This window comes from Nocardia australiensis, from assembly GCF_020733705.1.
Classification (GTDB): Bacteria; Actinomycetota; Actinomycetes; order Mycobacteriales; family Mycobacteriaceae; genus Nocardia; species Nocardia australiensis.
In genome coordinates, this window is record NZ_JAJFZM010000003.1 from 66,496 (window position 1) to 92,309 (window position 25,814).

26 protein-coding genes are annotated in these 25,814 nt (G+C 64.7%); 12 read left to right on the forward strand and 14 right to left on the reverse strand.

Annotated elements, in window-relative coordinates:
• The first annotated feature begins 337 nt into the window (after window positions 1-337).
• From LKE06_RS19575 to LKE06_RS19600, 6 genes are all read left to right on the forward strand, one after another.
• The gene (locus LKE06_RS19575) at window positions 338-556 is read left to right on the forward strand and encodes a ferredoxin (RefSeq protein ID WP_228000755.1); all 219 of its coding nucleotides are present in this window, start codon (window positions 338-340) and stop codon (window positions 554-556) included.
• Window positions 553-1,944, forward strand: coding sequence for an NAD(P)/FAD-dependent oxidoreductase (locus tag LKE06_RS19580; protein ID WP_228000756.1), 1,392 nt, complete (start codon window positions 553-555; stop codon window positions 1,942-1,944). The genes LKE06_RS19575 and LKE06_RS19580 overlap by 4 nt, the downstream gene beginning before the upstream one ends.
• Window positions 1,945-1,974: 30 nt before the next feature.
• Complete coding sequence (locus LKE06_RS19585; protein WP_228000757.1) at window positions 1,975-3,246, forward strand: cytochrome P450; 1,272 nt, start codon at window positions 1,975-1,977, stop codon at window positions 3,244-3,246.
• 234 nt (window positions 3,247-3,480) lie between these two features.
• Window positions 3,481-4,422, forward strand: a complete 942-nt coding sequence (locus LKE06_RS19590; protein ID WP_228000758.1) for an alpha/beta hydrolase — start codon at window positions 3,481-3,483, stop codon at window positions 4,420-4,422.
• 32 nt (window positions 4,423-4,454) lie between these two features.
• Window positions 4,455-4,913: a GbsR/MarR family transcriptional regulator gene (locus LKE06_RS19595; RefSeq protein ID WP_228000759.1), complete on the forward strand. Its 459-nt coding sequence runs from the start codon at window positions 4,455-4,457 to the stop codon at window positions 4,911-4,913.
• A 10-nt stretch (window positions 4,914-4,923) separates the two neighbouring features.
• The gene (locus LKE06_RS19600) at window positions 4,924-5,754 is read left to right on the forward strand and encodes a class I SAM-dependent methyltransferase (RefSeq protein ID WP_228000760.1); all 831 of its coding nucleotides are present in this window, start codon (window positions 4,924-4,926) and stop codon (window positions 5,752-5,754) included.
• Window positions 5,755-6,382: 628 nt separating this feature from the next.
• Here the strand turns inward: LKE06_RS19600 and LKE06_RS19605 are convergent.
• The 3 genes from LKE06_RS19605 to LKE06_RS19615 all read right to left on the reverse strand — a co-directional run bounded on the left by LKE06_RS19605 (window position 6,383) and on the right by LKE06_RS19615 (window position 8,428).
• Window positions 6,383-6,835, reverse strand: a complete 453-nt coding sequence (locus LKE06_RS19605; protein WP_228000761.1) for a universal stress protein — start codon at window positions 6,833-6,835, stop codon at window positions 6,383-6,385.
• Window positions 6,836-7,160: 325 nt separating this feature from the next.
• Complete coding sequence (locus tag LKE06_RS19610) at window positions 7,161-7,577, reverse strand: DoxX family protein (RefSeq protein WP_228000762.1); 417 nt, start codon at window positions 7,575-7,577, stop codon at window positions 7,161-7,163.
• Complete coding sequence (locus tag LKE06_RS19615) at window positions 7,565-8,428, reverse strand: AraC family transcriptional regulator (protein ID WP_228000763.1); 864 nt, start codon at window positions 8,426-8,428, stop codon at window positions 7,565-7,567. Before LKE06_RS19615 ends, LKE06_RS19610 begins: the two co-directional genes overlap by 13 nt.
• 52 nt (window positions 8,429-8,480) lie before the next feature.
• On the opposite strand from LKE06_RS19615, the gene LKE06_RS19620 reads away from it, so the two are divergent.
• Entirely contained in the window at window positions 8,481-8,951 is a 471-nt protein-coding gene (locus LKE06_RS19620; RefSeq protein ID WP_228000764.1) for a VOC family protein, read from the forward strand.
• 29 nt (window positions 8,952-8,980) lie between these two features.
• Here LKE06_RS19620 and uvrB read toward each other — a convergent pair whose 3' ends face one another.
• Window positions 8,981-11,152, reverse strand: coding sequence for an excinuclease ABC subunit UvrB (uvrB, locus tag LKE06_RS19625; RefSeq protein ID WP_228000765.1), 2,172 nt, complete (start codon window positions 11,150-11,152; stop codon window positions 8,981-8,983).
• Window positions 11,153-11,385: 233 nt separating this feature from the next.
• On the opposite strand from uvrB, the gene LKE06_RS19630 reads away from it, so the two are divergent.
• Together LKE06_RS19630 and LKE06_RS19635 are read left to right on the forward strand one after the other, a co-directional pair.
• Window positions 11,386-12,033 carry a ribonuclease FAU-1 family protein gene (locus LKE06_RS19630; RefSeq protein WP_228000766.1) on the forward strand — a complete coding sequence of 216 codons (648 nt, stop codon included), beginning with the start codon at window positions 11,386-11,388 and terminating at the stop codon, window positions 12,031-12,033.
• Between the two features lie 58 nt (window positions 12,034-12,091).
• Window positions 12,092-12,616: a ribonuclease FAU-1 family protein gene (locus LKE06_RS19635; protein WP_228000767.1), complete on the forward strand. Its 525-nt coding sequence runs from the start codon at window positions 12,092-12,094 to the stop codon at window positions 12,614-12,616.
• A gap of 21 nt (window positions 12,617-12,637) precedes the next feature.
• Here the strand turns inward: LKE06_RS19635 and coaE are convergent, their stop codons facing one another.
• Window positions 12,638-13,846 (reverse strand): dephospho-CoA kinase, encoded by a 1,209-nt coding sequence (coaE, locus tag LKE06_RS19640; RefSeq protein ID WP_228000768.1) that lies wholly within the window; start codon window positions 13,844-13,846, stop codon window positions 12,638-12,640.
• Between the two features lie 304 nt (window positions 13,847-14,150).
• On the opposite strand from coaE, the gene LKE06_RS19645 reads away from it, so the two are divergent.
• The gene (locus tag LKE06_RS19645) at window positions 14,151-14,363 is read left to right on the forward strand and encodes a hypothetical protein (protein ID WP_228000985.1); all 213 of its coding nucleotides are present in this window, start codon (window positions 14,151-14,153) and stop codon (window positions 14,361-14,363) included.
• Window positions 14,364-14,414: 51 nt separating this feature from the next.
• Here LKE06_RS19645 and LKE06_RS19650 read toward each other — a convergent pair whose 3' ends face one another.
• From LKE06_RS19650 to rpsA, 3 genes are all read right to left on the reverse strand, one after another.
• Window positions 14,415-15,953, reverse strand: a complete 1,539-nt coding sequence (locus LKE06_RS19650) for a phospholipase C (protein ID WP_228000769.1) — start codon at window positions 15,951-15,953, stop codon at window positions 14,415-14,417.
• A gap of 358 nt (window positions 15,954-16,311) precedes the next feature.
• Window positions 16,312-17,262 carry an AEC family transporter gene (locus tag LKE06_RS19655; protein ID WP_228000770.1) on the reverse strand — a complete coding sequence of 317 codons (951 nt, stop codon included), beginning with the start codon at window positions 17,260-17,262 and terminating at the stop codon, window positions 16,312-16,314.
• Between the two features lie 90 nt (window positions 17,263-17,352).
• A complete protein-coding gene (gene rpsA, locus LKE06_RS19660; protein WP_228000771.1) occupies window positions 17,353-18,819 on the reverse strand; it encodes a 30S ribosomal protein S1 in 1,467 nt (488 codons plus the stop codon).
• A gap of 280 nt (window positions 18,820-19,099) precedes the next feature.
• On the opposite strand from rpsA, the gene LKE06_RS19665 reads away from it, so the two are divergent.
• A complete protein-coding gene (locus tag LKE06_RS19665) occupies window positions 19,100-19,954 on the forward strand; it encodes a class I SAM-dependent methyltransferase (RefSeq protein WP_228000772.1) in 855 nt (284 codons plus the stop codon).
• A 74-nt stretch (window positions 19,955-20,028) separates the two neighbouring features.
• Here LKE06_RS19665 and LKE06_RS19670 read toward each other — a convergent pair whose 3' ends face one another.
• The 4 genes from LKE06_RS19670 to LKE06_RS19685 form a co-directional block, all read right to left on the reverse strand.
• On the reverse strand, window positions 20,029-20,232 hold the full coding sequence (locus LKE06_RS19670) for a cold-shock protein (RefSeq protein WP_228000773.1): 204 nt from the start codon (window positions 20,230-20,232) through the stop codon (window positions 20,029-20,031).
• 96 nt (window positions 20,233-20,328) lie between these two features.
• On the reverse strand, window positions 20,329-20,487 hold the full coding sequence (locus LKE06_RS19675; protein WP_228000774.1) for a type II toxin-antitoxin system antitoxin: 159 nt from the start codon (window positions 20,485-20,487) through the stop codon (window positions 20,329-20,331).
• 9 nt (window positions 20,488-20,496) lie between these two features.
• Entirely contained in the window at window positions 20,497-21,381 is an 885-nt protein-coding gene (locus LKE06_RS19680) for an SPFH domain-containing protein (RefSeq protein ID WP_228000775.1), read from the reverse strand.
• Window positions 21,382-21,546: 165 nt separating this feature from the next.
• On the reverse strand, window positions 21,547-22,914 hold the full coding sequence (locus LKE06_RS19685) for an FAD-binding oxidoreductase (RefSeq protein ID WP_228000776.1): 1,368 nt from the start codon (window positions 22,912-22,914) through the stop codon (window positions 21,547-21,549).
• A 71-nt stretch (window positions 22,915-22,985) separates the two neighbouring features.
• On the opposite strand from LKE06_RS19685, the gene LKE06_RS19690 reads away from it, so the two are divergent.
• Window positions 22,986-23,915 carry a LysR family transcriptional regulator gene (locus LKE06_RS19690; protein WP_228000777.1) on the forward strand — a complete coding sequence of 310 codons (930 nt, stop codon included), beginning with the start codon at window positions 22,986-22,988 and terminating at the stop codon, window positions 23,913-23,915.
• Between the two features lie 145 nt (window positions 23,916-24,060).
• Here the strand turns inward: LKE06_RS19690 and LKE06_RS19695 are convergent, their stop codons facing one another.
• Window positions 24,061-24,858, reverse strand: a complete 798-nt coding sequence (locus LKE06_RS19695; RefSeq protein WP_305082808.1) for an amino acid ABC transporter ATP-binding protein — start codon at window positions 24,856-24,858, stop codon at window positions 24,061-24,063.
• Window positions 24,855-25,811, reverse strand: a complete 957-nt coding sequence (locus LKE06_RS19700; protein ID WP_228000778.1) for an amino acid ABC transporter permease — start codon at window positions 25,809-25,811, stop codon at window positions 24,855-24,857. The genes LKE06_RS19695 and LKE06_RS19700 overlap by 4 nt, the downstream gene beginning before the upstream one ends.
• Window positions 25,812-25,814: the final 3 nt, after the last annotated feature.

The following is a 25,814-nucleotide window of genomic DNA, read 5'->3' on the forward strand; positions in this document are numbered from 1 at the left end:
AAAGGCTCGAGCGCGCTAGCCGACGGCTGCGTGCCGTCGTCGGATCTTGCCTGTATTCCGGATTGAACCGAGGTGTCGGGATCGGTGTGGGCGGCCGTCGCAGTGGCTCGGTAGACGAGAGGCTCGATATAGCGGGTGGTTTTCGGCGGGCGAACGACCACACCATCGACGCCATGCTGGGAAGATATTCAGTGAGGTGCCCACCCGGCATTCGCAATTCGGGGCGTGATCATCTTCCGGGAGACCACGTCAACCTTGCGGGCGTACGAGCTTTCCAGCCCGCAGCGGTTCAGCGGGAATGGCCACATCGGAACAGGTCCGAATGAGGAGCTGCGGGATGCGCATTGTGGTTGATTTGAATCGGTGTCAGGGGTACGCGCAGTGCGTTCCGCTGGCGCCGGATGTGCTCGAACTGCTGGGTGAGGAGGCGCTGGCCTACGACCCCAACCCTGATGACTCGCAGCGCCAGCGGGTGTTGCGGGCGGCGGCGGCGTGCCCGGTACAGGCGATCCTGGTGGAGACCTACACCCCTGAACAGCAGGAGCCCGCGCCATGAGCACCGCGCTCCTGGTCGCCGACCTGGTCACGAAGTTTCGGGCCGAGGGCCGCATCGTAATCGTGGGGGCGTCGCTGGCCGGGCTTCGCGCCGCGGAGGCTTTGCGGGAAAGGCGTTTCCGCGGGCCTTTGACCCTCATCGGTGATGAGCCACACGAGCCCTACGACCGCCCACCACTGTCCAAGCAGGTCCTCGCGGGATGGGTTCGCGCCGATCACACCAAGCTTCCCCGCATACGGGCCATCGATGCCGACTGGCGCCTGGGTGTGGCCGCGACCGGGTTGGACCGGGTGAACCGGCGGGTGTTGCTGGCCACTGGGGACACGGTGCCCTACGATCGGCTGCTCATCGCCACCGGCGTTCGGGCACGACCATGGTTCAACTCGGCTGAAGGCGCTCTGCAGGGAGTCTTCACGCTACGCACCTGCGATGACGCGGCCCGGCTGCAGGCGGCGCTGCAGGCGGGCCCCAAGCGGGTTCTCGTCGTCGGCTCGGGGTTTGTCGGCTCGGAGATCGCCTCGGTGTGCCGCGGGCTGGGGCTGCCGGTAACCGTCGCCGAGCGCGGAAGCGGGCCGCTGGTGGGACCGCTGGGCGGGGTAATCGGCGACATCGCCGCCCGGATGCAGCGCGACGCCGGTGTCGACCTGCGCACCGGCGTGTCGGTGGAATCGCTCGACGGCGACGCCGACGGGCATGTGCGCCGCGCCCGGCTGTCGGATGGGGTCACGCTTGATGCCGATGTGGTGGTGGCGTCATTGGGGTCGATCCGCAACATCGAGTGGCTGCAGGGCGCCGGGTTGGCCACCGGTTTCTGGGGAGTTGGTTGCGATGCGGGCTGTCGCGCGTTCGATATCAACGGAGTGGTGACCGACAACATCTTTGTGGCCGGGGATGTCGCGCGCCAGCCACATGTGCTGTATGAGTATCAGTTCATCTCGATGGAGCATTGGGACAACGCCGCGTTCGGGGCGCAGGTCGCCGCGAACAACATGATCAGCCTGGAGACCGACCGGCGACCGCATCTGCCGCTGCCGTCGTTCTGGTCGGGCCAATTCGGGGTGAACATCAAGGGTGTGGGGGTGTGCTCGTTCGGCGATGAGATCGTGTTCACCCAGGGTTCGCCTGATGACTATCGCTTTGCCGCTGCCTACGGCCGCCGCGGCCGCATCGTCGGTGCGGTGACGTTCGATCACGGCAAGTGGCTGGAGTACTACGCGGCGATGATCGAGCGCTCGGCGCCGTTCCCACCGCCACCGCCGGGCTATGACCAGGCCGCCGACACGACCCCGATGCCGGCCCGTTTCCCCGACCCGCGAGTGCCGACCGAGATTCCCGACGTGGTGCTGACGGGCCACGACCCCACCTCACGGGGCGCCGAGTTCCACTGAACGCCGAGTTCCACTGAACAAGGAGCCAGCATGACTGCAGCATCAGCCTGGGCGGAGGCGATGAAATACGAGCACCGCGCCGACCCGTACCCGTTCTTCGACGAGCTGCGCCAGACCCCGGTCGCGCAGGTGACCGACAACCTGTACGTGGTCACCGGCTATCAGGAACTGCTGGCGCTGGCCCACGACCCCCGGGTCAGCTCCGATATGAGCCGCAGCCCGCTGGGTGCTGCCCTGGCAGCTGGCGCCGACTCGGAGCCCAGCACCGAGGACATGCACGCCGACGGTCGCCGGCCGAGCATCATCGTGTCCGATCCCCCCGATCACGATCGGGCGCGTCGGCAGGTGATGCGCCACTTCGGCCCACCGCATTCACCCGATGTCATCCCCGGCATGGAGCCCGACATCGTGCGGCTGTGCAACCAGCTGCTCGACGACATCAAGGCCAGTGGCCAGACCCGGTTGGATGTGGTCGACGATTACGCCTACCCAGTGCCGGTGACGGTGATCTGCAAGATCCTCGGAATCCCACTCGCAGACGAGCCCACATTCCATGCCTGGATCTACGACTTTTTGACCGGCACTGATCTGGGCCCGGATGCGGACACTGAGCAGAGCAAGGCCCGCGCTGAGAAGGCCCGCGCAAGCCGTGACGCGCTCACGCGATATCTGGCCGGCTTGATCGAGCAGCTCCAGCGCGAGCCCAGCGAGGGATTGTTGTCCAAATTGATCCACGACAACGGCCCCGACGGTCCGATGCCTCCCAAGCAGGCGTTGTCCAACGCGATGCTGCTGCTTGTCGCCGGTCATGACTCGACGGTCAACACCATTGCCAACTATGTGATGACGCTGCTGCGTAACCCCGGGTCCTACGACCAGTTGCGCAGCCGGCCGGAGCTGCTCCCTCGCGCGATCGAAGAGGTACAGCGGCTGCAGGCGGCGGTGCAGTTCTTCCCCAGCCGCAGCACCACCGCCGATATCGACATCGCCGGCACAGTTATCCCGAAAGGGGCGGCGGTGCACCTGGTCTACGCCGCCGCCAACCGCGACCCGAACAGGTTCCCAAACCCGAACCGCTTCGATATCCAACGCCCCGACAACAAGCACTTCGGCTGGGGCAGCGGCATCCACACCTGCTTGGGCGGTCCGCTCGCACGACTGGAAGTCAACCTGGCACTGGAGATCTTCCAGTGCCGCGTCGCCACACCCCGCCTAGTCGTCGATCCACCACCGTATCGGCGAAGCCAGATCTTCCGCGGCCCCCGACACCTGCTCATCGACTTCGACCGCATCACCGACTGAGCACAGGCATCACAGCATTCCAACTCGTCGAATGACCGGGCCAGCTGCGTGAGGTTGCCGGTACCTGAACCCCGCCCGAGCCAGATGCTGGGCGAAATAGCCACCACTGGCTACCGACTGCATGTCTCGTCCGTTGTCACAACGGCCGAGCCGAGTCCTCGATCTCGACCACCCTATTGACATTGCTAGTTATTTCAGTCGAGACTGAAATAACTAGCAACGAGTGGAGTTTCGATGGATCTCGAGATAGAGCCGGTGACGTTCAACAGCCTCGGCACCGCATGCGCGGGCGATCTGTATCTGCCCACGGTGGACGGCCCGGTCCCCGGTCTGGTGCTGGGGCATTCCGGGGTGATGGTGAAAGAGGCATTGCGGGTGTTCGCACCGTATTTCGTGCGGGCCGGATTCGCAGTGCTGGCGATCGACTACCGCACGGTCGGCGCCAGCACGGGGCAGCCTCGCGGCCAGGATTACCCGCACCGGCAAGCGGAAGATTTTCGCAGCGCGGTGTCATATCTGCGGACCCGTCCGGAGGTCGCCCCGGATCGGATCGGGATCTGGGGTGTCAGCGTCGGCGGTTCGGTCGCGGTGCAGGCCGCGGTGCTGGATCGCCGGGTGAAATGTGTTGTGGCGCAAAGCCCGAGCGTGTGGAACGGGTGGCGGTACCTGGAGCGACTGCTGGGACGTGCAGGTGTGCACACACTGCGGGACCGGTTGGACCAGGACTGGCAGCGCCGCTACGAAGGCCATGACAGCGCCCGGGTGCCACACCTGACGCTGCAGGGTGAAAACGTCGAGGGCACACCGGATCTGGCCGCCGAAATGTTTCCGAACTACCGTAACGAGAAGACCTTGGACTCCGCCGAACATCTGCTGACGTTCGCACCGGAGCAGCTCATCGACCGTTTGGCCCCCACCCCGCTGCTGATGATCGCCAACGGTGGCTGGGACCCGTACCACATACTCGAGGAAGCGCAGAGCGCCTTCGCCAAGGCCGGCGAGCCGAAACGGCTCGAGGTCCTGCCCTACGACGTGCTCGGCCTCTACACCGGTCCCGGGCTCGAGGAAGCCATAGCGCTGGCCGTCGAGTGGTTCGACCGGTACCTGCGCCGAACCCGCATCGTCACGCCCACCCCGGCGCCGACCCGAGAATCGGTGCGTGGCATGACACAGTGATCGAGCCGCACACAGCTCGAGGAGGAGACGACATGCCGGACCGGGACCGCCAGGACGCCACGCTGGAATGGGTAGAGCGAGTCGCCACCTTCTGCATCGAGGAATGGGGCCTGACCCCGATCACCGGCCGCATCCTCGGCCTGCTGATGATCTGCGATCCGCCCGAGCAGTCCGCCGGCCAGATCGCCGAGGCGATCCACGCCAGCCGCGCCTCGCTGACCTCCAACATGCGCCTGCTCACCACCATAGGCTTGGTCCGCAAGGCGCGGATCCCCGGCGACCGCACCGCCTACTACCGCATCGAAGACGACGCCTGGCAGAAGGTCATCCACCGCAAGATCGCCAGCCTCGGCGCCTTCGGTGACATTGCCGAAGACGGACTCGCTCTTGTCGACGACACCAATTCCGCCCGCACCGAACGCATCCGCGCCGCCCAGCAAGCCCTGACATGGCTGCGCGACATCACCGACCGTCACCGCATGGACAGCTGAAGGAACGACCGTGCTCCGAACCCGCCCCGAACTCGACCCGATTCAGGAAACCCTGCTTCTCACCCTCCAAGCCCGAGCCCTCGACGCCACCATGGCCACCCCGATCCTCGGCGATGCCCGCCAAGCCGAGCTCGCCGAGCGGCTCGACTACGACTTCACCAAGCTGAAACTCAAACCCAGCCTCATCTGCGGAACTGCCCTGCGCGCAAAGAAACTCGACGACGCGGTGCGTCGGTTCACCACCGCGCACCCGACCGCTGTGGTACTCGATCTCGGCTGTGGCCTGGACACCCGCATGCTCCGATGCGAGCCACCGGCCGGTGTCGACTGGTACGACGTCGACTACCCCGAGGTCATCGATCTGCGCTCACGACTGCTGCCGCAAGACTCCTACCTGCTGGGCACCGATCTCACCAAACCGGGCTGGACCAGCGCACTCCCACCAGACCGCCCGACCATGATCATTGCCGAGGGGCTGCTGCCGTTCCTGCCCGGCGACTCGTTCCAGACCATGATCCGCGAAGCGACCACGCACTTCCCGACCGGCGAACTAGCCCTCAACGGCTACACCCGCTTCGCTGCCTGGGCCATGAAGTACCACCCGTCGATCAAAGCCTTGGGCATCCGCGCCGCCCAAGGCTTCGACGACCCGCACGGGCCCGAGACCTGGAACGCCCACCTGACACTGATCGACGAACAACTACTCACCCGCGCCCCTGAAATCACCCTCTTCCCCCAACCACTACGAGCCCTCACCCGCGCCACCTCCCGCAGCGCAGCACTGTCCCGACAAGCCAACCGGATACTCCGCTACGCCTTCCAGCACCATCCCGCCCTCTAACACAACCCAACCACTCGGATCGAATTCTCTGCGCGGCTCGTCAGGCGTGGCCAATTCAGCGACGCCAGCGCGGTAGCCCGTGAGCACCTCTCTGACGTGTCCGGCTCTTTCGAGAGCCACGCTTCTTTCCGAATCGGACAATTCCTCGAGCACAACGGCTGCGACGTCATGGCAGTCGTTGGCCGCTGGACCGGGACCGTTCAGAACTACGTGCGCGACACCTGAATGCCGACGGTTGTCATTCTGTGCCACTCCTAGTCAACACGCGGGCAGAAGTGAGGGGCCGATCGACATCGACGTGGAAGTGCTGCGTCCACAGCAGATGGAACACTGCTGAACGGACCAGAGGGGCGGGCCAGTTCGGGACCAGCATCGAGGCTCGATTCAATGGAACGCCATCGACTACGCCCGCTCTCAACCGCACCATCCGCTACGGTCTGCCTGATCCCGTGCAACGGTGGCTGGCCGAAGCCGGGTGGCGAACTGCGCCAAAGCTGCTCTGCCTCGATCACTCCTGATCGGCGCCGATTCGCAGTTCAGAGCACCTTCGAGACAGCACCGCGACCGGCCGGGCTGGATCAAGATGAATCGATCGCGGCAGCTTTGTCTCGTATCCCGATCGGCCCCCTCAGCGCACGGTGTGCACGATCAGCACGTCCGAACGCGACTTGCGGGCGACGTCGGCGGGCACCGAGCCCAGCAGGCGACCGGCCAGGGTGTTCAAGCCACGGTTGCCGACAACGAGCAGGTCGGCCTCTACCTCCTTGACCAGTGCGAGCAGAGACTCGACCGGCTCGCCGACAATGGAGCGCTCGACGATGTTCGTCGCACCGGCGGCGGTGGCCTTGTCGCGCGCGATGTGCAGGATTTCGTTGGTCGGCGCGGAACCACGCACCTGGTATGCCTCGTCCTTGAGGACATCGGCCGCGGCCGCGACATCACGATCGTCGGTCGGGTAGTAAGCGCAGGCCATGATCAGCGTCGCGTCCGCGGCGGCGGCCAATGCGGCTGCCTTCTCCACGGCGACATACGACGAATCCGAGCCATCAGTACCGACGACAATGGTCCGGTAGGCGGTCATGCTCTCCTCCAACTTTGCGATGGTCAGGTGCCTGCGTCCGGTCCTATCCTGAGCATGTCGAGCACCGGCGCGGCGACTGCGCTCGACCCTAGCGGCAAATCAGTCGGAAATATCCGAAATCGCAACACATCACACCAGGGTGTTAGGTCTTTCGGAAAGCGAAGTTGTGCGGGCAAATGTCCCGGCGACCTTTCCCACCAGCGCGTATTCAATTCCGCCACGCGGACGCTGTGACTCATCACAACGATCGCGAACGTTCTTGCGCCCCTGGGAGATTCATCACATTGCCGGTTGCCGAACGATCGCGAGTAGCGACCGAGGATGCTCAGCCGAGATGGAAAAGCGGACCGGTGATCGTCAATCCGAGTTCTTCGACGTGCGCGAAGAACGCGAACAACATCAACGACGCACCGGCGAGTGCGAGATCCTTGTTGAAGTGGATCATTTCGCCTTGCTTGGCCTCTTCGTCGGTTTCGGCCCAGAACCGATGCATGAGGAAGGTAGTCGGTAACAGCACAATCACCAGCAGCAGCGCGCCGAGGTCCGCCCACACACCGAGCAGCACGCTCAGCGCGCCGACCAGCATCAGCGCGCCCGAAGCCAGCACGCCCACCCGCGGTTGCGGGACGCCACGGCTATGCGCGTATCCCGCCATCGCATCGGTCTGTGTGAAATGCCCGAACGCCGAGCCGAGGAACAGCACGGCGAAAAGCACCCGCCCGATCAAAATCAAGACGTCCATGTCTGCTCCCGTAAGACTTTCGACGTAACTTCGTTTCGCGAGCGTATCGAATTCTTCAAATATTCCATCGGCGCCATTCCGACTTCTGCGGCGAATTCGCGGGAGAAATGTGCTTGGTCGAAGTAACCCAGCGTCGCGGCGAGGGCGGCGAGATCGTCGATGTGCCCGCGCGCCAACAGGTCGGCACCGTCTTGCAAACGGTAACGGCGCAGCACCCATTTCGGCCCGGCCCCGACATATCTGCGGAACATCCGCTGCAGCGTGCGTATCGGCACGCCGAATCGTTCGGTGACCTGATCGACCCGGGTCAGTTCCTGGTCGTGTTGCATTGCCTCCACAATGCGCGATACCAAGCAATAGTTCGGGTCCTCGGCGATCCGGTGTCCCGCGAAGAATTCCTCGACCATCACGCGACGCTGTTGATCCGACGACGCGGCGAGCATCCGTTCGGTGAGTTCTCCGGTCCCGGGTATCACCTCGGCCAGCGATACCGCTGTATCACGAAACGAGCCGACATCGAGGCCGGTGAACGCACCGAAGCCGCCCGCCCGAAAGCGGATGCCGAAGGTCTCCCCCACATCGGTGAGTTCGCGGACGGATTTCGTGGTGCACACGCCGTTGACGAAGCCACCGGAACGGGTCGAGGTCCTTTCGAAGGTGACATTCACACATGGATACGACAACACTTCGGCGAAATAGGGGGCACGGCCCCGCAGATCCCAGCGCACCGACCAATACCAATCGACGAACCGGCCCATCTCGAGTCCGGCGGGCAACCTCGCGAGCGAGCGGTGACGGGCCTGCTCATCGGGGTGCAGGATGCCCTTGGTGTCCTCAGAGTGCCCCGGCACGGTGTCGCCTTTCTACAAGACCCATTCCACGGGATCGACCAGTGTTGTCGGCATGAGCGAAACCGTGAACCCGATCGCCGAGGGCTACCACTCCATCACCTGCTTTATCGCGGTGCCCGACGGCAATAAAGCAATCGACTTCTACACCAATGTTTTCGAGGCCGAGGTGCTCAGCCGCAACGACCTGCCCGACGGGCAGCCCGCGCACGCCGAACTGAAGATCGGCGATTCCACGCTGCAACTCGGCATGCCCCTGCCGGACAACAGTGTGCTCGCCCCGAACGGCGAATGGGTGCACACCACATTGGTGCATTACTGCCCCGATGTGGACGCGGTCATCGAGCGCGCCACCACGCACGGCGCCCGTAGCGTCGAGCAGCCGCAGACCTTCGTTACCGGCGACCGGTACGGCGTCGTGATGGATCCGTTCGGTCACCGCTGGGCGGTTATGACCAAGGTGGAGAACGTCTCTCGCGAAGAGGCCGAGCGCCGCGTCAACGACTGGATGGCGACGCAGAGCTGAGACCCGCTCCGCGCGACCGCCGCCGGGGCTCAACTCAACCCGGCGGCGTCCATGCCGCGCAGTTCCTTCTTGAGGTCGGCAATTTCGTCACGCAGCCGCCCGGCCAATTCGAATTGCAATTCCCGGGCGGCGTTCATCATCTGTGCGGTCATTTCCTTGACGAGATCCGCGAGTTCGGCGCGCGGCATTGACTTGACGTCGCGCCCCTCGTAGACCCCGGCACTGACGGCTCGGCCCGGCTCACCCTGGGCCCGGCGCCCCCGGCTCACATTACGCCCGGAGCCGCCGACAGCGACCTCGCTGTCGTCGGCCTCCTGATACACCTGATCGAGGATGTCGGCGATCTTCTTGCGCAGCGGCTGCGGGTCGATGCCCATCTCTTCGTTGTAGGCGATCTGTTTGGCGCGGCGTCGCTCGGTCTCGGAGATGGCGAACTGCATCGAGTCGGTGATCTTGTCGGCGTACATGTGCACCTCGCCCGACACATTGCGCGCCGCGCGGCCGATGGTCTGGATCAGCGCTGTGGTGCTACGCAGGAATCCCTCCTTATCGGCATCGAGGATCGCCACCAGCGACACCTCCGGCAGGTCGAGGCCTTCGCGCAGTAGGTTGATGCCGACGAGCACGTCGTATTCGCCCAGGCGCAGCTGCCGCAGCAGTTCCACGCGGCGCAGCGTGTCGATCTCAGAGTGCAGGTAGCGCACCCGGATGCCGAGGCCGAGCAGGTAGTCGGTGAGATCCTCGGACATCTTCTTGGTGAGCGTGGTGACCAGTACCCGCTCATCACGTTCGGTCCGCTGGCGGATCTCGTGGATCAGGTCGTCGATCTGGCCTTTGGTCGGCTTGACCACAACCTTCGGATCCACCAGACCGGTCGGCCGGATGACCTGCTCCACCACCTCGCCGCCGGCCTGGCCCAGCTCGTACGGGCCGGGTGTGGCCGAAAGGTACACCGTCTGCCCGATCCGGTCGGCGAATTCCTCCCAGGTCAGCGGCCGATTGTCGACCGCTGAGGGCAGCCGGAAACCGTACTCGACCAGGTTGCGCTTGCGGGACATGTCACCCTCGTACATGCCACCGATCTGTGGGACCGTGTTGTGCGACTCGTCGATGACGAGCAGGAAGTCCTCGGGGAAGTAGTCGATCAGGGTGGCGGGCGCTGACCCGGCCGGACGGCCGTCGATATGCCGTGAGTAGTTCTCGATGCCCGAGCAGAACCCGACCTGCCGGATCATCTCGAGGTCGTATTGGGTGCGCATCCGCAACCGCTGTGCCTCGAGGAGTTTGCCCTGCCGGTCCAGCTCGGCCAGCCGGGTCTCGAGTTCCTTCTCGATAGCACCGACGGCGCGCTCCATCCGCTCCGGACCCGCCACGTAGTGGGTGGCCGGGAAGATTCGCACCACGTCGACCTGCCGGACCACATCGCCGGTCAGCGGGTGCAGGTAATACAGAGCCTCGATTTCGTCGCCGAAGAATTCGATGCGAACCGCGAGTTCCTCATAGGAGGGAATGATCTCGACGGTGTCGCCGCGTACCCGGAACGAGCCGCGGGTGAAGGACATGTCGTTGCGGGTGTACTGGACATCGACCAGCAGCCGCAGGAACTTGTCCCGATCGAGTTCGGTCCCGACCTCGAGCTGCACCGACCGGTCGAGGTAGGACTGCGGAGTACCGAGACCGTAGATGCACGATACCGACGCGACCACCACAACATCGCGGCGCGAGAGCAGGCTCGAGGTAGCCGAGTGGCGCAATCGCTCGACGTCGTCGTTGATCGAGCTGTCCTTCTCGATATAGGTATCGGTCTGCGCGATGTACGCCTCGGGCTGGTAGTAGTCGTAGTACGAGACGAAGTACTCAACCGAGTTGTGGGGCAACATCTCTCGCAGCTCGTTGGCCAACTGCGCGGCCAGGGTCTTGTTCGGTGCCATCACGAGCGTCGGGCGCTGCAGCCGCTCGATCAGCCACGCGGTGGTCGCCGACTTACCGGTGCCGGTCGCGCCGAGCAGCACCACGTCACGTTCGCCGGTCTTGATCCGGCGTTCGAGTTCGGCGATGGCCGCCGGCTGATCTCCAGCCGGTTTGTGCTCACTGACCACCTCGAACCGCCCATCGGCGCGCTCGATCTCGCCGACCGGGCGGAACTCCGAATGTGCGAGTGGTGCCTCGCCCTCGGCGGGGATCTCCGTTGCGAAAGCCATGGTCACCAGAGTATGCGTAGGCACCGACAGATTCGCGGCCCAGCGGCGTCACGGCCGTCACTCAGCGACGATCCGGCAACCTCTCCGGAATAGGTAAAGCCTCGGTACGGTTTTCGTAAACTGCCCGAAATGTCCGTTGCCACAACGATATTGATCACATTTGCCATTCCGGCGGATAGTTTGCCACGGGTGTAGCCTGATCTAGTTATCGGTACCGGGTAAAGGAAGTCGCCATGAGCGCTCTGATTCCATTGCTCGTCGCAGTCCCCGCGGCGACCGGCATTGCCGGTTATGTCGCCAGGGATGTGCGCGGGCTCCTGCCGGGTCAATTGGCCACCAGGCTCGCAACATCGCCGACCGGTCGGATACCGGTGTCCACTCCGCACAGACCGAGAGTCGAGTACTTCAACCTCGCCGAACTGACCAACACCGACGCCAAGGGCTTTGTCCGTTCGGTCGAGCGCTACCACGTCGAACCGTGGGGCCTATACATGGCGCGGGCGGTGAACGGACCCCGGTCACCCTTTGTGGAATCATGGCTATTGCCCGAATTGTCCATTCGCGCGACGGTCGACCACCGCACCCCTGGACATCGCCGGGAACAGAATTACTGCCTGGATATCGGCGAATTCACCAAACTGGAGCCCAAACGCTGGCAGGCGGTCGACAACTACCTCGATATCGAGGTGCGCAGCGGCCGCACCGCCGAACTGCGCGGCGTCGAGGAGCTACTCGCCGCCCACGCGGCCGGTTTGGTCGACACAGCCCGCGCCCAGCACGCCTTCGAGCGGGCGACCGCCGCGATGGACGGTCTGGCCGCACATGATCATGATGTCGAACGCTGGCTGGCCTCGAAGAACATCGCCCTGACCTGGATGTAGCCGAATGCGAGCGCCGCCGGACTCGACGTAGCGCCCGGCGGCGGTAGATTCTATGTGCATGACACAGGCACCAGCAGTGGATGTACACCGCCCGAAGGTGGAGTACTTCGATGTCGCGGCGCTCACCAACACCGACCCCAAGGGTTTCGTGCGGCCGGTGGAGCAATTCCGCGCCGAACCGTGGGGCCTGTACATGGCGCGCGTCTCCGACCATCCGCAATTCCATTACATCGAGTCGTGGCTGCTGCCGAAGCTGTCCATCCGGGTGACGGTGTTTCACTATCACCCCGAACATCGGCGAGATCAGGACTACTACGTCGATCTCGGTGAGTTCACGCAGGTCGGGCCGACCATGTGGAAATCGGTGGACCACTATCTCGATATCGTGGTCCGCACCGGCCGCGACACCGAACTGCTTGATGTGGACGAACTACTCGCCGCGCACACCGTGGGCCTGCTCGGCTTCGCCGACACGCAATCCGCGATCGAGCACGCCGCCACCACCATCGAGGGCATCGCCGCCAACGGCCATTCCCTGGAAGCCTGGCTCGCCACCCTCGGCATCACCCTCACCTGGCAATAACGCGCAAGGCGCTGGCGACGCTCAGTCGCCGGCGGCGCGCCACGCGAGCGCGCGCTCATACGCGGCGTCGAACCATGGTTCCTTGACGTCGAGATAGGCCAGCATGGCGTCCTCGCCGATCAGCCCTGCCGCTTTCGCCGCGCCCGCGCGTTTCACCTCGGTGTACTCCACGCGGGCCGTCGCGTCGGCGCGCAGCCAATCCCGGAAGGTGAGCGCGAACTGCTGCCCTGGCGAACCCGCCACGCGCACATGCACATTGGCAACACGGCCCGGATCGGCGGCGCCGTGCAGCCGCTTGGCCCACAATACGACGTTCGTGCCGTCGGGGTCCGCATCGGTCGGTTTCGGGTTGTCGTGTGTGACGCGCGCGATCACCGGGAAACCCGCCGCACCGAGTGCCGCACGCAGCCCATCGGCGGCGGCGATATCGGCGACGGTGATCTGTAGGTCGATCACGTCCTTGGCGGGAAGCTCCGGGACCGCGGTCGAGCCGATGTGATCGATGCGCGACGCGAGAGCACCGCAAGCTCCCCACAGCCGGGCAATGAGCCGCTGAGCCTGCGCCGGCCAGTCCGGATCCGGGTCGACTATCGATATGTTCGGTCGGTGCGCTGAGGTGACGGTACGCAGATTGTGCTCGAACGGCAACAGGCGCTCCTCCCAGAGCCGGTGCACCACCGGAACAATGTCATCGGGCGCGCCGCTGTTGTCGAGCAGCACATCGGCGACCGCGCGCCGCTGCTCGTCGGTCGCCTGCGCTGAAATTCGCGCTCGCGCATCGGATTCGAGAACGCCGCGAAATTCCACCAGACGCCGAATTCGAATTCCTTCTGGAACGTCGACAATCAGCACCAGATTCATCAGCGGTGCGAGCCCATTTTCGACCAGCAACGGAATATCCTGCACAATAATCGAATCCGACGCCGCCCCAGCGATGAGTTCTGCCGTCCGCTGGCCGACAAGTGGGTGTGTAATCGAATTCAATGTCGCTCGCGACTCGTCGTCTCCGAATGCCTTCGCCGCCAGCGCGGGCCGGTCCAGGCTACCGTCCGCCGCCAGGATGTCCGCGCCGAACGCGTCGACCAACGCGGCCAAGCCCTCGGCGCCGGGCGCGACGACCTCCCTGGCGACCAGGTCGGAATCGATGATCACCGCCCCACGGTCGGCGAGAATCCGCGCCACCGTCGACTTGCCCGCTCCCATGCCTCCGGTGAGGCCGATCCGCAACATTTCTCCAGTCTCGCATCTGCGCGGCGCGGATCGAGGCCCCACCCGACAACCCCGGAGTGCGCACAGCCCAATCGCAGCGGATTACCCAGTCGCACCGCATATTCCACCATCCTCGCCGCCATTTGCCCGATCCGTGACGCGGCCGAGACCATCTCGCAACATTTCCGGCCAATCCCCGTTCCAGGACGACAACTTTCCGACACGCCGAAGCAATTGGACACGCAAAATACTTCAACTCGCCCTTTCCTTCGGCTAATCTTCGCCGAGGCGATCCAGGCCAGAACCAGCAAGCAAAGGAACACAATTGGGCACCAGAAACAACCAGACGGGTCGCCACCGCCTGGGCATGGCGGGTGGGATGCACTGCATCCAGATTCCCGCCGTTGCGGCCGCGCTCGCCGAGCATCGCCGCTCGTGGTTCACCGCGTTGATCAACCCCGCCCGGCACAGCTTCGCAGCGATGCGAAAACGCTCTGCCGCGGCCGCCACGTACTGGGTACCTGCGACCGCCAGCTGAATCCGATTTCCGAAGTGGCCCGGCCTGGGAACAGGCCGGGCCACTTCCCTGTCATACGATGCCGCTCGGCTTCCGCCGTGTCCCCGGCTGCTGGCGTGGCATATCATTCGGCGGTACCGGATACGGGACACCGGCGGTTGCCGTTCCCAACGCGACATTCGGGCCGCATTGCGCGATCGCGGCATCCATTTTCGGTTTCGGATCCGTCAGAATCGGTTTCGCCGAATTCGGGGTCGAACCGAAATCGAAAGCAGAGGTCATATCGCCGGTGACGCTGCGCCGCCACGGGGTCAGGTTCGGCACGTCTACTCCGAACCGCGTTTCCAGCAGGCGCAGTTGCGAGGTGTGATCGAAGGTGTCCGAGGCGACGAGACCGCCGCGGCTATAGGGCGAAATGACCAATCCCGGAACGCGATAGCCGAGTCCGATCGGACCGGTGATGCCGCTCGACGACTTCACCCGATCCAGCGGCACGGTGAGGAACTCCCCGGGAGTCCCCGCCGGGGCGGTCGGCGGCGTCACATGGTCGAAGAAGCCGCCGTTCTCGTCGTAGCTGATGATCAGCGCCGTCTTCTCCCACACCCTCGGATTCGAGGTAAGGATATCGAGCAGTTGGACAATGCCGAAGGCGCCGAAGGCGGCGGGCAGCGCGGGATGTTCGCAGTTGATCAGCGAGGGGATGATCCAGGACACGGCGGGCAGCGTGTCGTTGGCGACATCGGCCTGAAAGTCGTTGGGGTACACCGGGGCAAGGCCGCGGCGAGCCAATTCGGAGTTCGGATCCGACGATTGTGTGAAGCAGCCGAGCATCCCGTCGAGGATCACCGATGACAACGGGCCGACGTCGCGGTTGTTGTAGACCTTCCAGCTGACACCGGCCTCGGAGAGGTTTTCAGGGTAGGTCCGCCAGCTGTATACGTGCTGCGGGATGAGGGTGGGAGTCTCGACGAGTGGGCCACCGGCAAGGCCGTCCGGGTCGATGGAGGCACTGATCCAGTACAACCGGTTGGGGTCGGTGGGCCCGAGGACCGAGCTGTGGTAATTGTCGCAGAGCGTGAACGCTTCGGCGAGCTCATGGTGGATCGGAATATCCTCGCGCAGGTAGTAACCCATTGCCGCGGGCGCGTTGGCCGGACCCACGCTGGCCACCGACATGGGCATCCACTGATCGTTGCCGCCGCCGTTCCATGCACGGTGCATGCCACCCCAGGTGTGGTCGGGGTCGTTGATGCACTCGCCATCGAGGGTGGCGCCACGGGTGGTATCGAGGCGGAATGGATTCACATAGCCGTCCGGGGTCGGCCCGATGCCGGGAGTCCACCCGTACTGCTGCCAGGCCGCAGAGGTCTCGTCGAATCCGCGTACGCCCGACATGGTGCCGAAATAGTGGTCGAACGAGCGGTTTTCCTGCATCAGCAAAACGAAATGCTCGATATCGCCGAGTCCTCCCATCCCGGCCGGATCGGCGGCATAGGCGCGCTCGATGATCGGATTGGCCCAGGACGCCAGCGCCCCCGCGGCGCCCGCTGCCGCCGCCTTTGCCAGGAACTGCCTGCGGTTGAGACCACTGAACGGACCCGCTGCACACATGCTGGAACACGGCCTTTCTGCCGAACTGGATCGAACAGGTGTTGACGGTCGCGCCGACCCTACCGCGAAGTTGATCAAACGTCCGACTGGGCGGCGGCGGTCGCGAACGGCCGCAGCTTACCGGCAATCGGCCAAGCCTCGACGATCGGGCCGACCCGGCACGCCGCAATGGCAAGCAATTTTCTGACAGTCACTTGCATGCAGATCGCGCGGCTACCTGGACTGACCACCTCTATCCTGCGACATGTAGATTCCTCGTGTACTTTCTCGCTCGGCGGCAGCGCTCATCCCAGTACGCGACCAGTTATTTCAGTATCGCGTGACATCAGCCACAGACCGGACATACGGCCGGACCCGGTCACCGCGCGACGAAAAGCCATACCGGCACCAGCATCAGCGCCACCAGCGAACTCTTCGCAACGACCGCCGCAGCCAGGTCGATATCGGTGTCGTAGCGCTGAGCGAAGATGAACAGGTTCTGCGGGGCCGGCATGGCGGCGATCAGCACCAGATAGGTGAGCCACGGCCCGCGAATCCCGAACAGATACTTGGAGATCACGAACGCCATTACCGGCAGCGCAACACATTTGAAGATGATCAGCGCGTACTCGTCGCGCCTGGTTGCGCGCAGCCGCAGACCTGACGCGCCCAGATGAAGGCCGAGTGCGAACAACGCCACCGGCGCTGCGGCGTTTCCACTGAACGCCAGCGCGTCACGGGCCCAGTCCGGCACCGGCACGTTCGCCACATTCGCGCCGACGCCGAGGTAACACGCGATGACGATCGGTGTGCCCAGGGCGGCCAGCACTCCGCGCATCATGGCCGCACTGGGCGTGCCACCCGAATCATCCTGCGCAGCACCATATTCCATGATGGCGATGATGATCACTGTGAGCACACAGACCTGGAGCAGAATCGTCGGAAAGATCGGGGCGGCATCGCCGAACAGGAGCACGAAGACCGGGATGGCGAAGTAGGTGGTGTTGACCTGCACCCCGGCCATGATCCGCAGTGCGGTGCCCCGGGCGTCGGCGCCGATGACCCGGCGCGCACCGACGCCCACGATCACCATCCCCAGCAGCGCCGTCACCAGATAGGCGGCAATCGCCGTCGGGTCGAATACCTGCCCCAAATCGCTCGCGTAGAGCGACCCGAACAGATAGCACGGGATCGCGAACAGAAACGCGAAGTCGGAGAATGCCTTCGAACTGTCCGACCCGATGACCTTGCGCCGGGCGAACACCACGCCACTGCCGAACACCAGCACAACGGGCGCCAATTTCACAGCCGTGGCCGCGACATTGCTCACTTCGGAAGCCTAGGGCAACTCGGCGCCCGAAAAGCCCGAAGGCCCCGGTCCGCATTGGACCGGGGCCTTCGAGAGGTTTGCTTACCTGAATCAGGCGTTGCCGGAGAGCTTCTCCCGCAGAGCCGCGAGCTGGGCGTCGCTGGCGAGCGAACCGCCACCGGACTCGGCTGGCGCGGAGGTAGCCTGCGAACCGCTCTCGGAGGAGTAGTTCGACGAACCGCCACCGTTCGCGGCCTCGGCCGCGGCGTCGGCCGCCATCTTCTCCATCTGGGCGGTGTGCATCTTGTGACGACGCTCCGCCTCGGCGTAACGGCCTTCCCACTCTTCGCGCTGCTTGTCGAAACCTTCGATCCAGTCGTTGGTCTCGGAGTCGAAGCCCTCGGGGAAGATGTAGTTGCCCTGCTCGTCGTAGCTGTCGGCCATGCCGTACTTCGACGGGTCGAACTCTGCGTGGTAGTCCTCGTTGGCCTGCTTGAGGCTCAGCGAGATCCGGCGACGCTCCAGGTCGATGTCGATGACCTTGACCATCGCGTCGTCGCCGACCGCGACGACCTGGTCCGGGACCTCCACGTGGCGCTCGGCCAGCTCGGAGATGTGCACCAGGCCCTCGATGCCCTCTTCGACACGCACGAACGCACCGAACGGAACCAGCTTGGTGACCTTGCCCGGCACGATCTGGCCGATCGCGTGGGTGCGGGCGAACTGGCGCCACGGGTCTTCCTGAGTCGCCTTGAGCGACAGCGAAACCCGCTCGCGGTCCAGGTCGACGTCGAGCACCTCGACGGTGACCTCGTTGCCGACCTCGACAACCTCGGACGGGTGATCGATGTGCTTCCAGGACAGCTCGGAGACGTGCACCAGGCCGTCGACGCCGCCCAGGTCCACGAAGGCACCGAAGTTGACGATCGAGGAGACCACACCCTTGCGGACCTGGCCCTTCTGCAGCTGGTGCAGGAACTCGCTGCGGACCTCGGACTGGGTCTGCTCGAGCCATGCGCGACGCGACAGGACCACGTTGTTGCGGTTCTTGTCGAGCTCGATGATCTTGGCCTCGATCTCCTTGCCGACGTACGGCTGGAGGTCACGGACACGACGCATCTCGACGAGCGAGGCGGGCAGGAAGCCACGCAGGCCGATGTCGAGGATCAGGCCGCCCTTGACGACCTCGATGACGGTGCCCTTGACGGCCTCGTCCTTCTCCTTGAGCTCCTCGATGGTGCCCCAAGCGCGCTCGTACTGAGCCCGCTTCTTCGACAGGATCAGGCGGCCTTCCTTGTCCTCCTTGGTGAGAACGAGGGCCTCGACCTCATCACCCACGGAAACGACCTCATTGGGGTCGACATCGTGCTTGATGGAGAGCTCGCGGGAAGGGATGACGCCTTCGGTCTTGTAACCGATGTCGAGCAGGACCTCGTCGCGGTCGACCTTGACGATGGTTCCTTCGACGATGTCGCCGTCGTTGAAGTACTTGATCGTGGCGTCGATGGCGGCGAGGAAATCCTCGGCGGAGCCGATGTCGTTGACGGCTACCTGCGGCGAGGTGACGGTGGTGGGCATATGTCGGTTTGCTCCGGACGGATTGTGGTCGGTTGCGGACATTGGAACTTTCGGTACTGTTGCGAACTCACCGCGATGACGCGAGGTGACGGACGTGATGAACGTACCGCACGGCAGATCGGTGAAACTCAACGCGGGCGCTGTCATTACCGCACCGGTTGCTTCTGTCCCCAACAGGACGTCGGCACAGTACTACACAGGACACTCGCGCGTTCAGCGTACGCGACCCTGGTCCGGCCGGGCAAACCGGTCTGAACGCCACGCCGGATAAGCTGACAGCGTGTCGGAAGATCGCCATGCGCAAGCAAACACACTGCTAGGAACGGCCGGGACCGCGCGCGCCCGGATCGGATCGGCAGCGAGCCAGCAGGCCAGCAGGCGCTGGTGGGACGCCGACGCGACCCAATATCACGAAACCCACGCCGAGTTCCTCGGCGTCGACTCTCCCGACGGCGAGTTCGTCTGGTGTCCGGAGGGCCTGCACGAGGGCGATATGCATTTCCTCGGTGACATCGCGGGCAAACAGATCCTCGAGATCGGCTGCGGATCCGCGCCCTGTTCGCGCTGGCTGGCCGGCCAGGGCGCCTACCCGGTCGGCCTCGACCTGTCCAAGGGCATGCTCGAACGCGGTCTGGCCGCCATGGCGCGTGGCGGACCACAGGTCCCGCTGGTCCAGGCGGGGGCAGAGTCGCTGCCCTTCGCCGACGCCTGTTTCGACCTGGCCTGCTCGGCCTTCGGGGCGATTCCCTTCGTCGCCGACTCCGCGCGGGTGATGCGCGAGGTCGCCCGCGTATTGCGCCCCGGCGGCCGATGGGTGTTCTCGGTGAACCACCCCATGCGCTGGATTTTCCCTGATGACCCCGGCGAGGCCGGCCTGACCGCCTCGATCCCCTATTTCGACCGCACCCCCTATGTCGAGGTCGACGGCGACGGCGAGGCCACCTACGTCGAGCACCACCGCACCGTCGGCGACCGCGTTCGCGAGATCGTTGCCGCCGGGCTGATCCTCGAAGACATCATCGAACCCGACTGGCCGGAATGGCTCGACCGCGAATGGGGCCAGTGGAGTCCGTTGCGCGGCGAATTATTCCCTGGCACCGCCATTTTCGTCACCAGCAAACCCACAGCAGGATAGGCCCCACTCACCCGAAAACGTGTGCGCCGCCGGTGATTACGAATCCACCGGCGACGCACAGGCTTCGCTGGACCTCAGAGCGGTCGCACGTTCTCCGCCTGCGGGCCCTTTTGGCCCTGCGTAACGTCGAACTCGACGCGCTGGTCGTCATTCAGGCTCCGAAAGCCGGTGTCGGCGATCGCGCTGAAGTGGACGAAAACGTCCGGCCCTCCGTCATCCGGAGCGATGAAGCCGAATCCCTTGTCCGCGTTGAACCATTTGACAGTGCCCTGCATCATCACTCCTGCCGTTGGAATCTTTGACCGAACGTCCTGATACTGCCTGGTCCACCGGCAAATTCCCAGTATTTGACGCGGTGGGGGGCGCGAGGGGTTTCAGTCGGCCTTCGGTTTCCGTCCCGCCTCGTCGAGCGCACGTCGCAGGGCGTACTCGATTTGGGCATTGATACTGCGCAAATCGTCGGCCGCCCATTTGGCGATGGCATCGTGCACTGCCGGGTCGAGGCGAAGCAGGAGCTTCTTGCGCTCAGCCATCAGCGCGCCTCACGAGTAGAGCGAACCGGTGTTGACCACGGGCTGGATGGCGCGGTCGCCGCACAGCACCACCAGCAGATTGGACACCATCGTTGCCTTGCGCTCCTCGTCGAGTTCGACCGTGCCCTGTTCGGCGAGACGGTCCAGCGCAAGCCCAACCATGCCCACCGCACCCTCGACGATATGGGTCCGGGCGGCCACCACCTGGGCGGCCTGTTGACGAACGAGCATGGCCTGCGCGATCTCCGGCGCGTAGGCCAGATGGGTGATCCTGGCCTCCAGCACCTCGATCCCCGCCATTTCGGTGCGTTCACGCAGTTCGTCGGTGAGCTCTCCGGCTACCTCGCCACCGTCACGCAGGCTGGTGCGCCCGGCGTCATGAGCGTCATAGGGGTGACTGGTCGCCAGGTGGCGGACCGCCGCCTCGGACTGAGTCGCCACGTACTCCTCGTAGTCGTCGACAGCGAAGGCGGCTTTGAAACTGTCGACCACGCGATAGACGACCACCGCGGCGATCTCGACCGGATTGCCGTCGGCGTCATTGACCTTCAGCTTCTGGGTCTCGAAGTTGCGCACCCGCAACGAAATGCTGCGACGATCCGCCAGCGGCACCACCGAGAAGAATCCCGGTTCACTGACGGACCCGATGTAGCGGCCGAAGAACTGCACCACCTTCGCCTCGTTCGGATTGACCACGGTCAGCCCGGTCAACAGCAGGAACAGCACCACGATCACGAATATCGCGGCGATCGCGCCGATCAGCGCGGCGGCGCTGTCGTGATTTTTGGAATAGACGAACCCCAGCGCGGCCAGGCCGCCGAAGGCAATCACCAGCAGCAACAAGACCAGCAGCACCAGAAAGCCGTTGACGCGGAATGCGGACCTGAACTTCATAACACCCTCCAGTATCAAAGTGATATCACTACAGTATCACCTTGTTCGGAGCAGACGCACCGATGCCGCGTCACGGCCCGGCGCCCCGCTGAAGGATCACGGCGCCCAGCGAAATCTCACTGCCCCAACCGGGCCGGCCGGCGGTACTGACACGATGAGCGGGCCTCAGTTCGCGGGAACGATGTTCCTGTTCAGACGGAATATGTTGCGCGAGTCGTACTTCGCCTTCAGCGCGGCCAAGCGCGCGTAGGTATCGGCCGCGTATCCCGCCCGGGTCTGCGCTTCATCCGCGGCAGCACCGGCACCGTAGATGAAATTGAGGCTGTGCCCGATCGTCCACGGGGCCAATGCCTCTCGCACCATCGCGAGGTCCGCGGGCACTGCGGCACCGGACTCAGGCATTGCGATGACGCGCACTACGAACTTCGCATCCCGATGGTCGAGCGCGATATCGGCAGCACCGCGCTTGCTCAGCGCGCCGCCAAGCTGCCGAATGTCGAGGACCGCCTGGACCGGAGCACCCGGCCCCGCGACCTTCAGCAGTGCCGCCAGGGTGTCGGCCGACAGTTCGCGCAGCATCGCATTGGTGGCGGCGTAAGCGTGCGGAAAATCGGGATCGCTGTGGATGGTGTGGCTTTCGGTGTAGGGCATCTCGCGCAGATCATCCTTCAGCCGTCCACCGACCGCGCGCAGCGGCGCGACCAGCCGCTCCCCCTCCTCGGTGGCGCCATTGAACGCGATGCGGAACGACGCGACATAGCGACCACGCAACTGCGCGGGGACCTGCGGGATATCCGGGAATTCCATGATGGCGACCGCCGAGGTCAGCTCGTCGGGTACCGTCGCGCTCCACTGCCGCCATATCTCGAGCGCCCGCTGGACCAACGGCGTATCGAAGATCAGCTGCCCGCCGTACACCGCGGTCACCGGCACCAGTTCCAGCTCCAACGCGGTCACCACACCGAAGTTGCCACCGGTGCCGAGTGTGGCGCCGAACAGCTCGTCGCCGGGCGCCAGACGCCGGACCCGGCCATCCGCGGTGACGAGCTCGATAGCACGGACATATTCGGCGGCATAGCCGAATTGCCGGGCCAGCAGGCTCACTCCGCCTCCGAGCAGGTAGCCGACCACACCCACCGATGGCGAGGACCCGTTCAGCGGCGCCAATCCATGCGCCGCGGCGGCCTCGACCAGCGCGCCCGCCCGGACACCCGCGCCGATTCTCGCGGTGCGAGCATCCGGATCGATCTCGATGTCGGTGATCCGCCGGGTGCTGATCAGCACACCGCCCTCGGCGGCGACCGACAGCCCGTGCCCGGTGGCCTGCACCGCGACCGAAAGTCCTTGGCGCGCCGCGTATTCCACCGCGCTGCGCACGTCTTCAGCATGCCGTGCGGCGACGACCAGAGCGGGCCGGTGGGTGTAGGCGGTCTGGAATCCGGCGATCTCCTCGTCGTACCCCATTTCGCCGGGCAGGAAGACGGGGCCGGCAATGGTGTCGATATCGATGATCCGCGATGCGTTGTTTTCCATGACTCCGATGATTTCGGTAATCCAATAAGAAGTAAAACAAATAGTTCTTCTCGAAGCTAGAATCAATAGTTATGGAAATGCGGCAACTCCGATACTTCGTCACCGTGGTGGAGGAAGCCAACTTCACCCGCGCGGCGGCCCGGCTGCACCTGGCACAGCCCGGGCTCAGCGCGCAAATCCGCCAACTCGAACGTGAATTGGGTCAGCAACTACTCGACCGCGGCGGCCGCACGGTGACCCTGACCGAAGTAGGCGCCGCGGTGATCTCACACGCACGAGCCGCACTCGCGGCAGCCGAACAGGTCACTCGGACCGTGGACGAATTCACTGGTTTACTACGCGGACACGTCCGCATCGGGCTCATCTCCGGTGCGGCTACCGAGGAAGTCGATATCGCCACCGTGCTCGCCGACTTCCACGAAGACCACCCCCAGGTCGGCATCGGCATGACCGAGGACACCTCCGAGCGCATGCTCGCTGCGCTGAGCCGCGGCGAACTCGATATCGCACTGGTCGGATTGACCGGCGCCCCAATGGATTCCGGCATCGGAACCGAAGTCGTACTGGAGACAGCCGTTGTCGCCGCGGTCGCCGCCGACGACAACACCCACGGCACCGAGATCGCCCTGGATATGCTGCGGGATCAATCGCTGATCTGCCTGCCGCCCGGCGCCGGGTTGCGTGGCGTTTTCGAACAGGCCTGTGCGACAGCCGGATTCACTCCGAATATCGCCTTCGAGGCGGCCGCTCCGCCATTGCTGCTCCGCTTGGCCGCGCGCGGCCTCGGTATCGCGGTGGTACCGCAATTGACCGACGACGAGGCCGCCGCCTTCGGTGTTCGCACGCTCGAGATCGTGCGGCCCGCATTGCGCGGCCGCCTCGCGCTGGCGTGGCGCACCGACCACCCCAGCAGTCCCGCTACCAAGGTTCTTCTCGGCCAACTCCGTATCGCCCTTGCCGCCGAACATGTCGGCGCGACCACTCGAATCGCGCCGATCTAACTACCGACTACCGCATGGTCACGCAGAGAATGCCGCACCCACGATTACCAGTCGGCACGCCTCGATATATCCGCGAACCGTATTAACCCGACGCGCATAAGGATTCGGCCCGGTCACCGCGCGTGACCGGGCCGACGTCGGCGCATTACAGCAGGCGGGAAAGAAACGCCTTGGTGCGTTCGCGGTGCGGGTTCGCCAGCATCTCACGGGGGTTACCGGCTTCGACGACGACCCCACCGTCCATGAACACCAATTGATCGGCAACCTCACGCGCGAAACCCATTTCGTGGGTGACGACCACCATCGTCATACCGTCGGCGGCCAGCTCGCGCATGACTCCGAGCACCTCGCCGACCAGCTCCGGGTCCAGCGCCGAGGTCGGCTCGTCGAACAGCATCAGCTTCGGGTCCATGGCCAGCGCCCTGGCGATCGCCACACGTTGTTGCTGACCGCCCGAGAGCTGCGCGGGGTAGGCATTGGCCTTGTCCCCCATACCGACTCGGTCGAGCAGTTCGTGTGCACGGGTGAGCGCGTCGGCCCTGGGCAGCTTCTTCACCTGGGTGGGTGCCTCGATAATGTTCTCCAGCGCCGTCCGATGCGGGAACAGGTTGAAGTGCTGAAACACCATGCCGATGTCGCGACGCTGTTTCGCCGCGTCGCGCGGGTTCAACTCGTAGAGCTTGCCCTCCTTCTCGCGGTAGCCAATGAGGTCGCCGTCGACATATAGCCGACCCGCGTTCACCCGCTCGAGGTGATTGATGCAGCGCAGGAATGTCGACTTGCCTGATCCCGAAGGCCCGATCAGGCACAGCACGTCGCCGCGCCCGACCTCCAGCGAAATACCCTTGAGCACCTGCAGCGCACCGAAACTCTTGCATACCCGGTCCGCGACGACCATCGGTTGCACAGCGGTGGTGTCGTATTTCTTGTCGAGGGTGGTCATTTCGCCTTCACCACCGTCTGCGCGTCGGCCAACTCCTGCAACTGCTTGCCGGTCAGCTGTCGTGACGCGCCACGCGAGTAGTAACGCTCCAGATAGAACTGCCCGACCATGAGCACGCTGGTGACCGCGAGATACCAGGTGGCCGTGACCAGCAGCAGCGGAATCGGCTGGAAATTCACGCCGTAGATATCGCGCGCCCGCCCGTAGAGGTCGGTGCTGAGCGGGATCGCGGTGACCAGCGACGTGGTTTTCAGCATGCCGATGAGTTCGTTGCCGGTCGGCGGGATGATCACCCGCATGGCCTGCGGCAACACGGTCCTGCGCATGGTCTGCGACCATGACATACCGAGCGCCGTCGATGCCTCGCGCTGTCCCTCACCGACGGAATTGATTCCGGCGCGGACGATTTCGGCCATATAAGCGGCCTCATTCAAGCCGAGACCGATCACCGCGAAGGTGAAAGCGGCCTGTAGGCCCTGCACATCGAGCCGCACGAACTCCGGCCCGAAGGGCACGCCGAGCTGAATCGACTTGTACAGCGACGGGAACAGGCCCCAGAACACCAACTGCACGAAAATCGGTGTGCCGCGGAAGATCCAGAGATATACCCAGGCCGACGCGCGCAGCACCGGGTTGGGTGACAACCGCATCACCGCGAGCAGGGTGCCCAGCACCACGGCAATGGCCATGGCCAACACCGTCAGTTCCAGGGTGACCACCGCGCCGGAGGCAATCCGGCTGTCGAACAGGTACTTCCCATAGGTGCCCCACCCATAGGCGGGGTTGGTGGCCGCACCGTAGACGAACAGCCCGACCAGCACGAAAATCAGCGCCGCCGCGATCCAGCGCCCCGGCCTGCGCAGCGGTACCGCCTTGATCGGTTCCGGCTCCTGCGAGCCCCCGCCGCCGGGTTCGGCGGCGGTCGACTCCGACGGCGTCTCCGAGAAGGTCATGGC

Bases quoted from the DNA above. Each gene is read 5' to 3' on its own strand.
- rpsA (WP_228000771.1), bottom strand. From the start codon at position 18,819: ATGCCCACCACCGTCACCTCGCCGCAGGTAGCCGTCAACGACATCGGC.
- LKE06_RS19650 (WP_228000769.1), bottom strand. From the start codon at position 15,953: ATGTGTGCAGCGGGTCCGTTCAGTGGTCTCAACCGCAGGCAGTTCCTG.
- LKE06_RS19590 (WP_228000758.1), top strand. From the start codon at position 3,481: ATGGATCTCGAGATAGAGCCGGTGACGTTCAACAGCCTCGGCACCGCA.
- LKE06_RS19690 (WP_228000777.1), top strand. From the start codon at position 22,986: ATGGAAATGCGGCAACTCCGATACTTCGTCACCGTGGTGGAGGAAGCC.
- LKE06_RS19585 (WP_228000757.1), top strand. From the start codon at position 1,975: ATGACTGCAGCATCAGCCTGGGCGGAGGCGATGAAATACGAGCACCGC.
- LKE06_RS19610 (WP_228000762.1), bottom strand. From the start codon at position 7,577: ATGGACGTCTTGATTTTGATCGGGCGGGTGCTTTTCGCCGTGCTGTTC.
- LKE06_RS19630 (WP_228000766.1), top strand. From the start codon at position 11,386: ATGAGCGCTCTGATTCCATTGCTCGTCGCAGTCCCCGCGGCGACCGGC.
- LKE06_RS19605 (WP_228000761.1), bottom strand. From the start codon at position 6,835: ATGACCGCCTACCGGACCATTGTCGTCGGTACTGATGGCTCGGATTCG.
- LKE06_RS19595 (WP_228000759.1), top strand. From the start codon at position 4,455: ATGCCGGACCGGGACCGCCAGGACGCCACGCTGGAATGGGTAGAGCGA.
- LKE06_RS19685 (WP_228000776.1), bottom strand. From the start codon at position 22,914: ATGGAAAACAACGCATCGCGGATCATCGATATCGACACCATTGCCGGC.
- LKE06_RS19670 (WP_228000773.1), bottom strand. From the start codon at position 20,232: ATGATGCAGGGCACTGTCAAATGGTTCAACGCGGACAAGGGATTCGGC.
- LKE06_RS19580 (WP_228000756.1), top strand. From the start codon at position 553: ATGAGCACCGCGCTCCTGGTCGCCGACCTGGTCACGAAGTTTCGGGCC.
- uvrB (WP_228000765.1), bottom strand. From the start codon at position 11,152: ATGGCTTTCGCAACGGAGATCCCCGCCGAGGGCGAGGCACCACTCGCA.
- LKE06_RS19700 (WP_228000778.1), bottom strand. From the start codon at position 25,811: ATGACCTTCTCGGAGACGCCGTCGGAGTCGACCGCCGCCGAACCCGGC.
- coaE (WP_228000768.1), bottom strand. From the start codon at position 13,846: ATGTTGCGGATCGGCCTCACCGGAGGCATGGGAGCGGGCAAGTCGACG.
- LKE06_RS19620 (WP_228000764.1), top strand. From the start codon at position 8,481: ATGAGCGAAACCGTGAACCCGATCGCCGAGGGCTACCACTCCATCACC.
- LKE06_RS19635 (WP_228000767.1), top strand. From the start codon at position 12,092: ATGACACAGGCACCAGCAGTGGATGTACACCGCCCGAAGGTGGAGTAC.
- LKE06_RS19675 (WP_228000774.1), bottom strand. From the start codon at position 20,487: ATGGCTGAGCGCAAGAAGCTCCTGCTTCGCCTCGACCCGGCAGTGCAC.
- LKE06_RS19680 (WP_228000775.1), bottom strand. From the start codon at position 21,381: ATGAAGTTCAGGTCCGCATTCCGCGTCAACGGCTTTCTGGTGCTGCTG.
- LKE06_RS19695 (WP_305082808.1), bottom strand. From the start codon at position 24,858: ATGACCACCCTCGACAAGAAATACGACACCACCGCTGTGCAACCGATG.
- LKE06_RS19575 (WP_228000755.1), top strand. From the start codon at position 338: ATGCGCATTGTGGTTGATTTGAATCGGTGTCAGGGGTACGCGCAGTGC.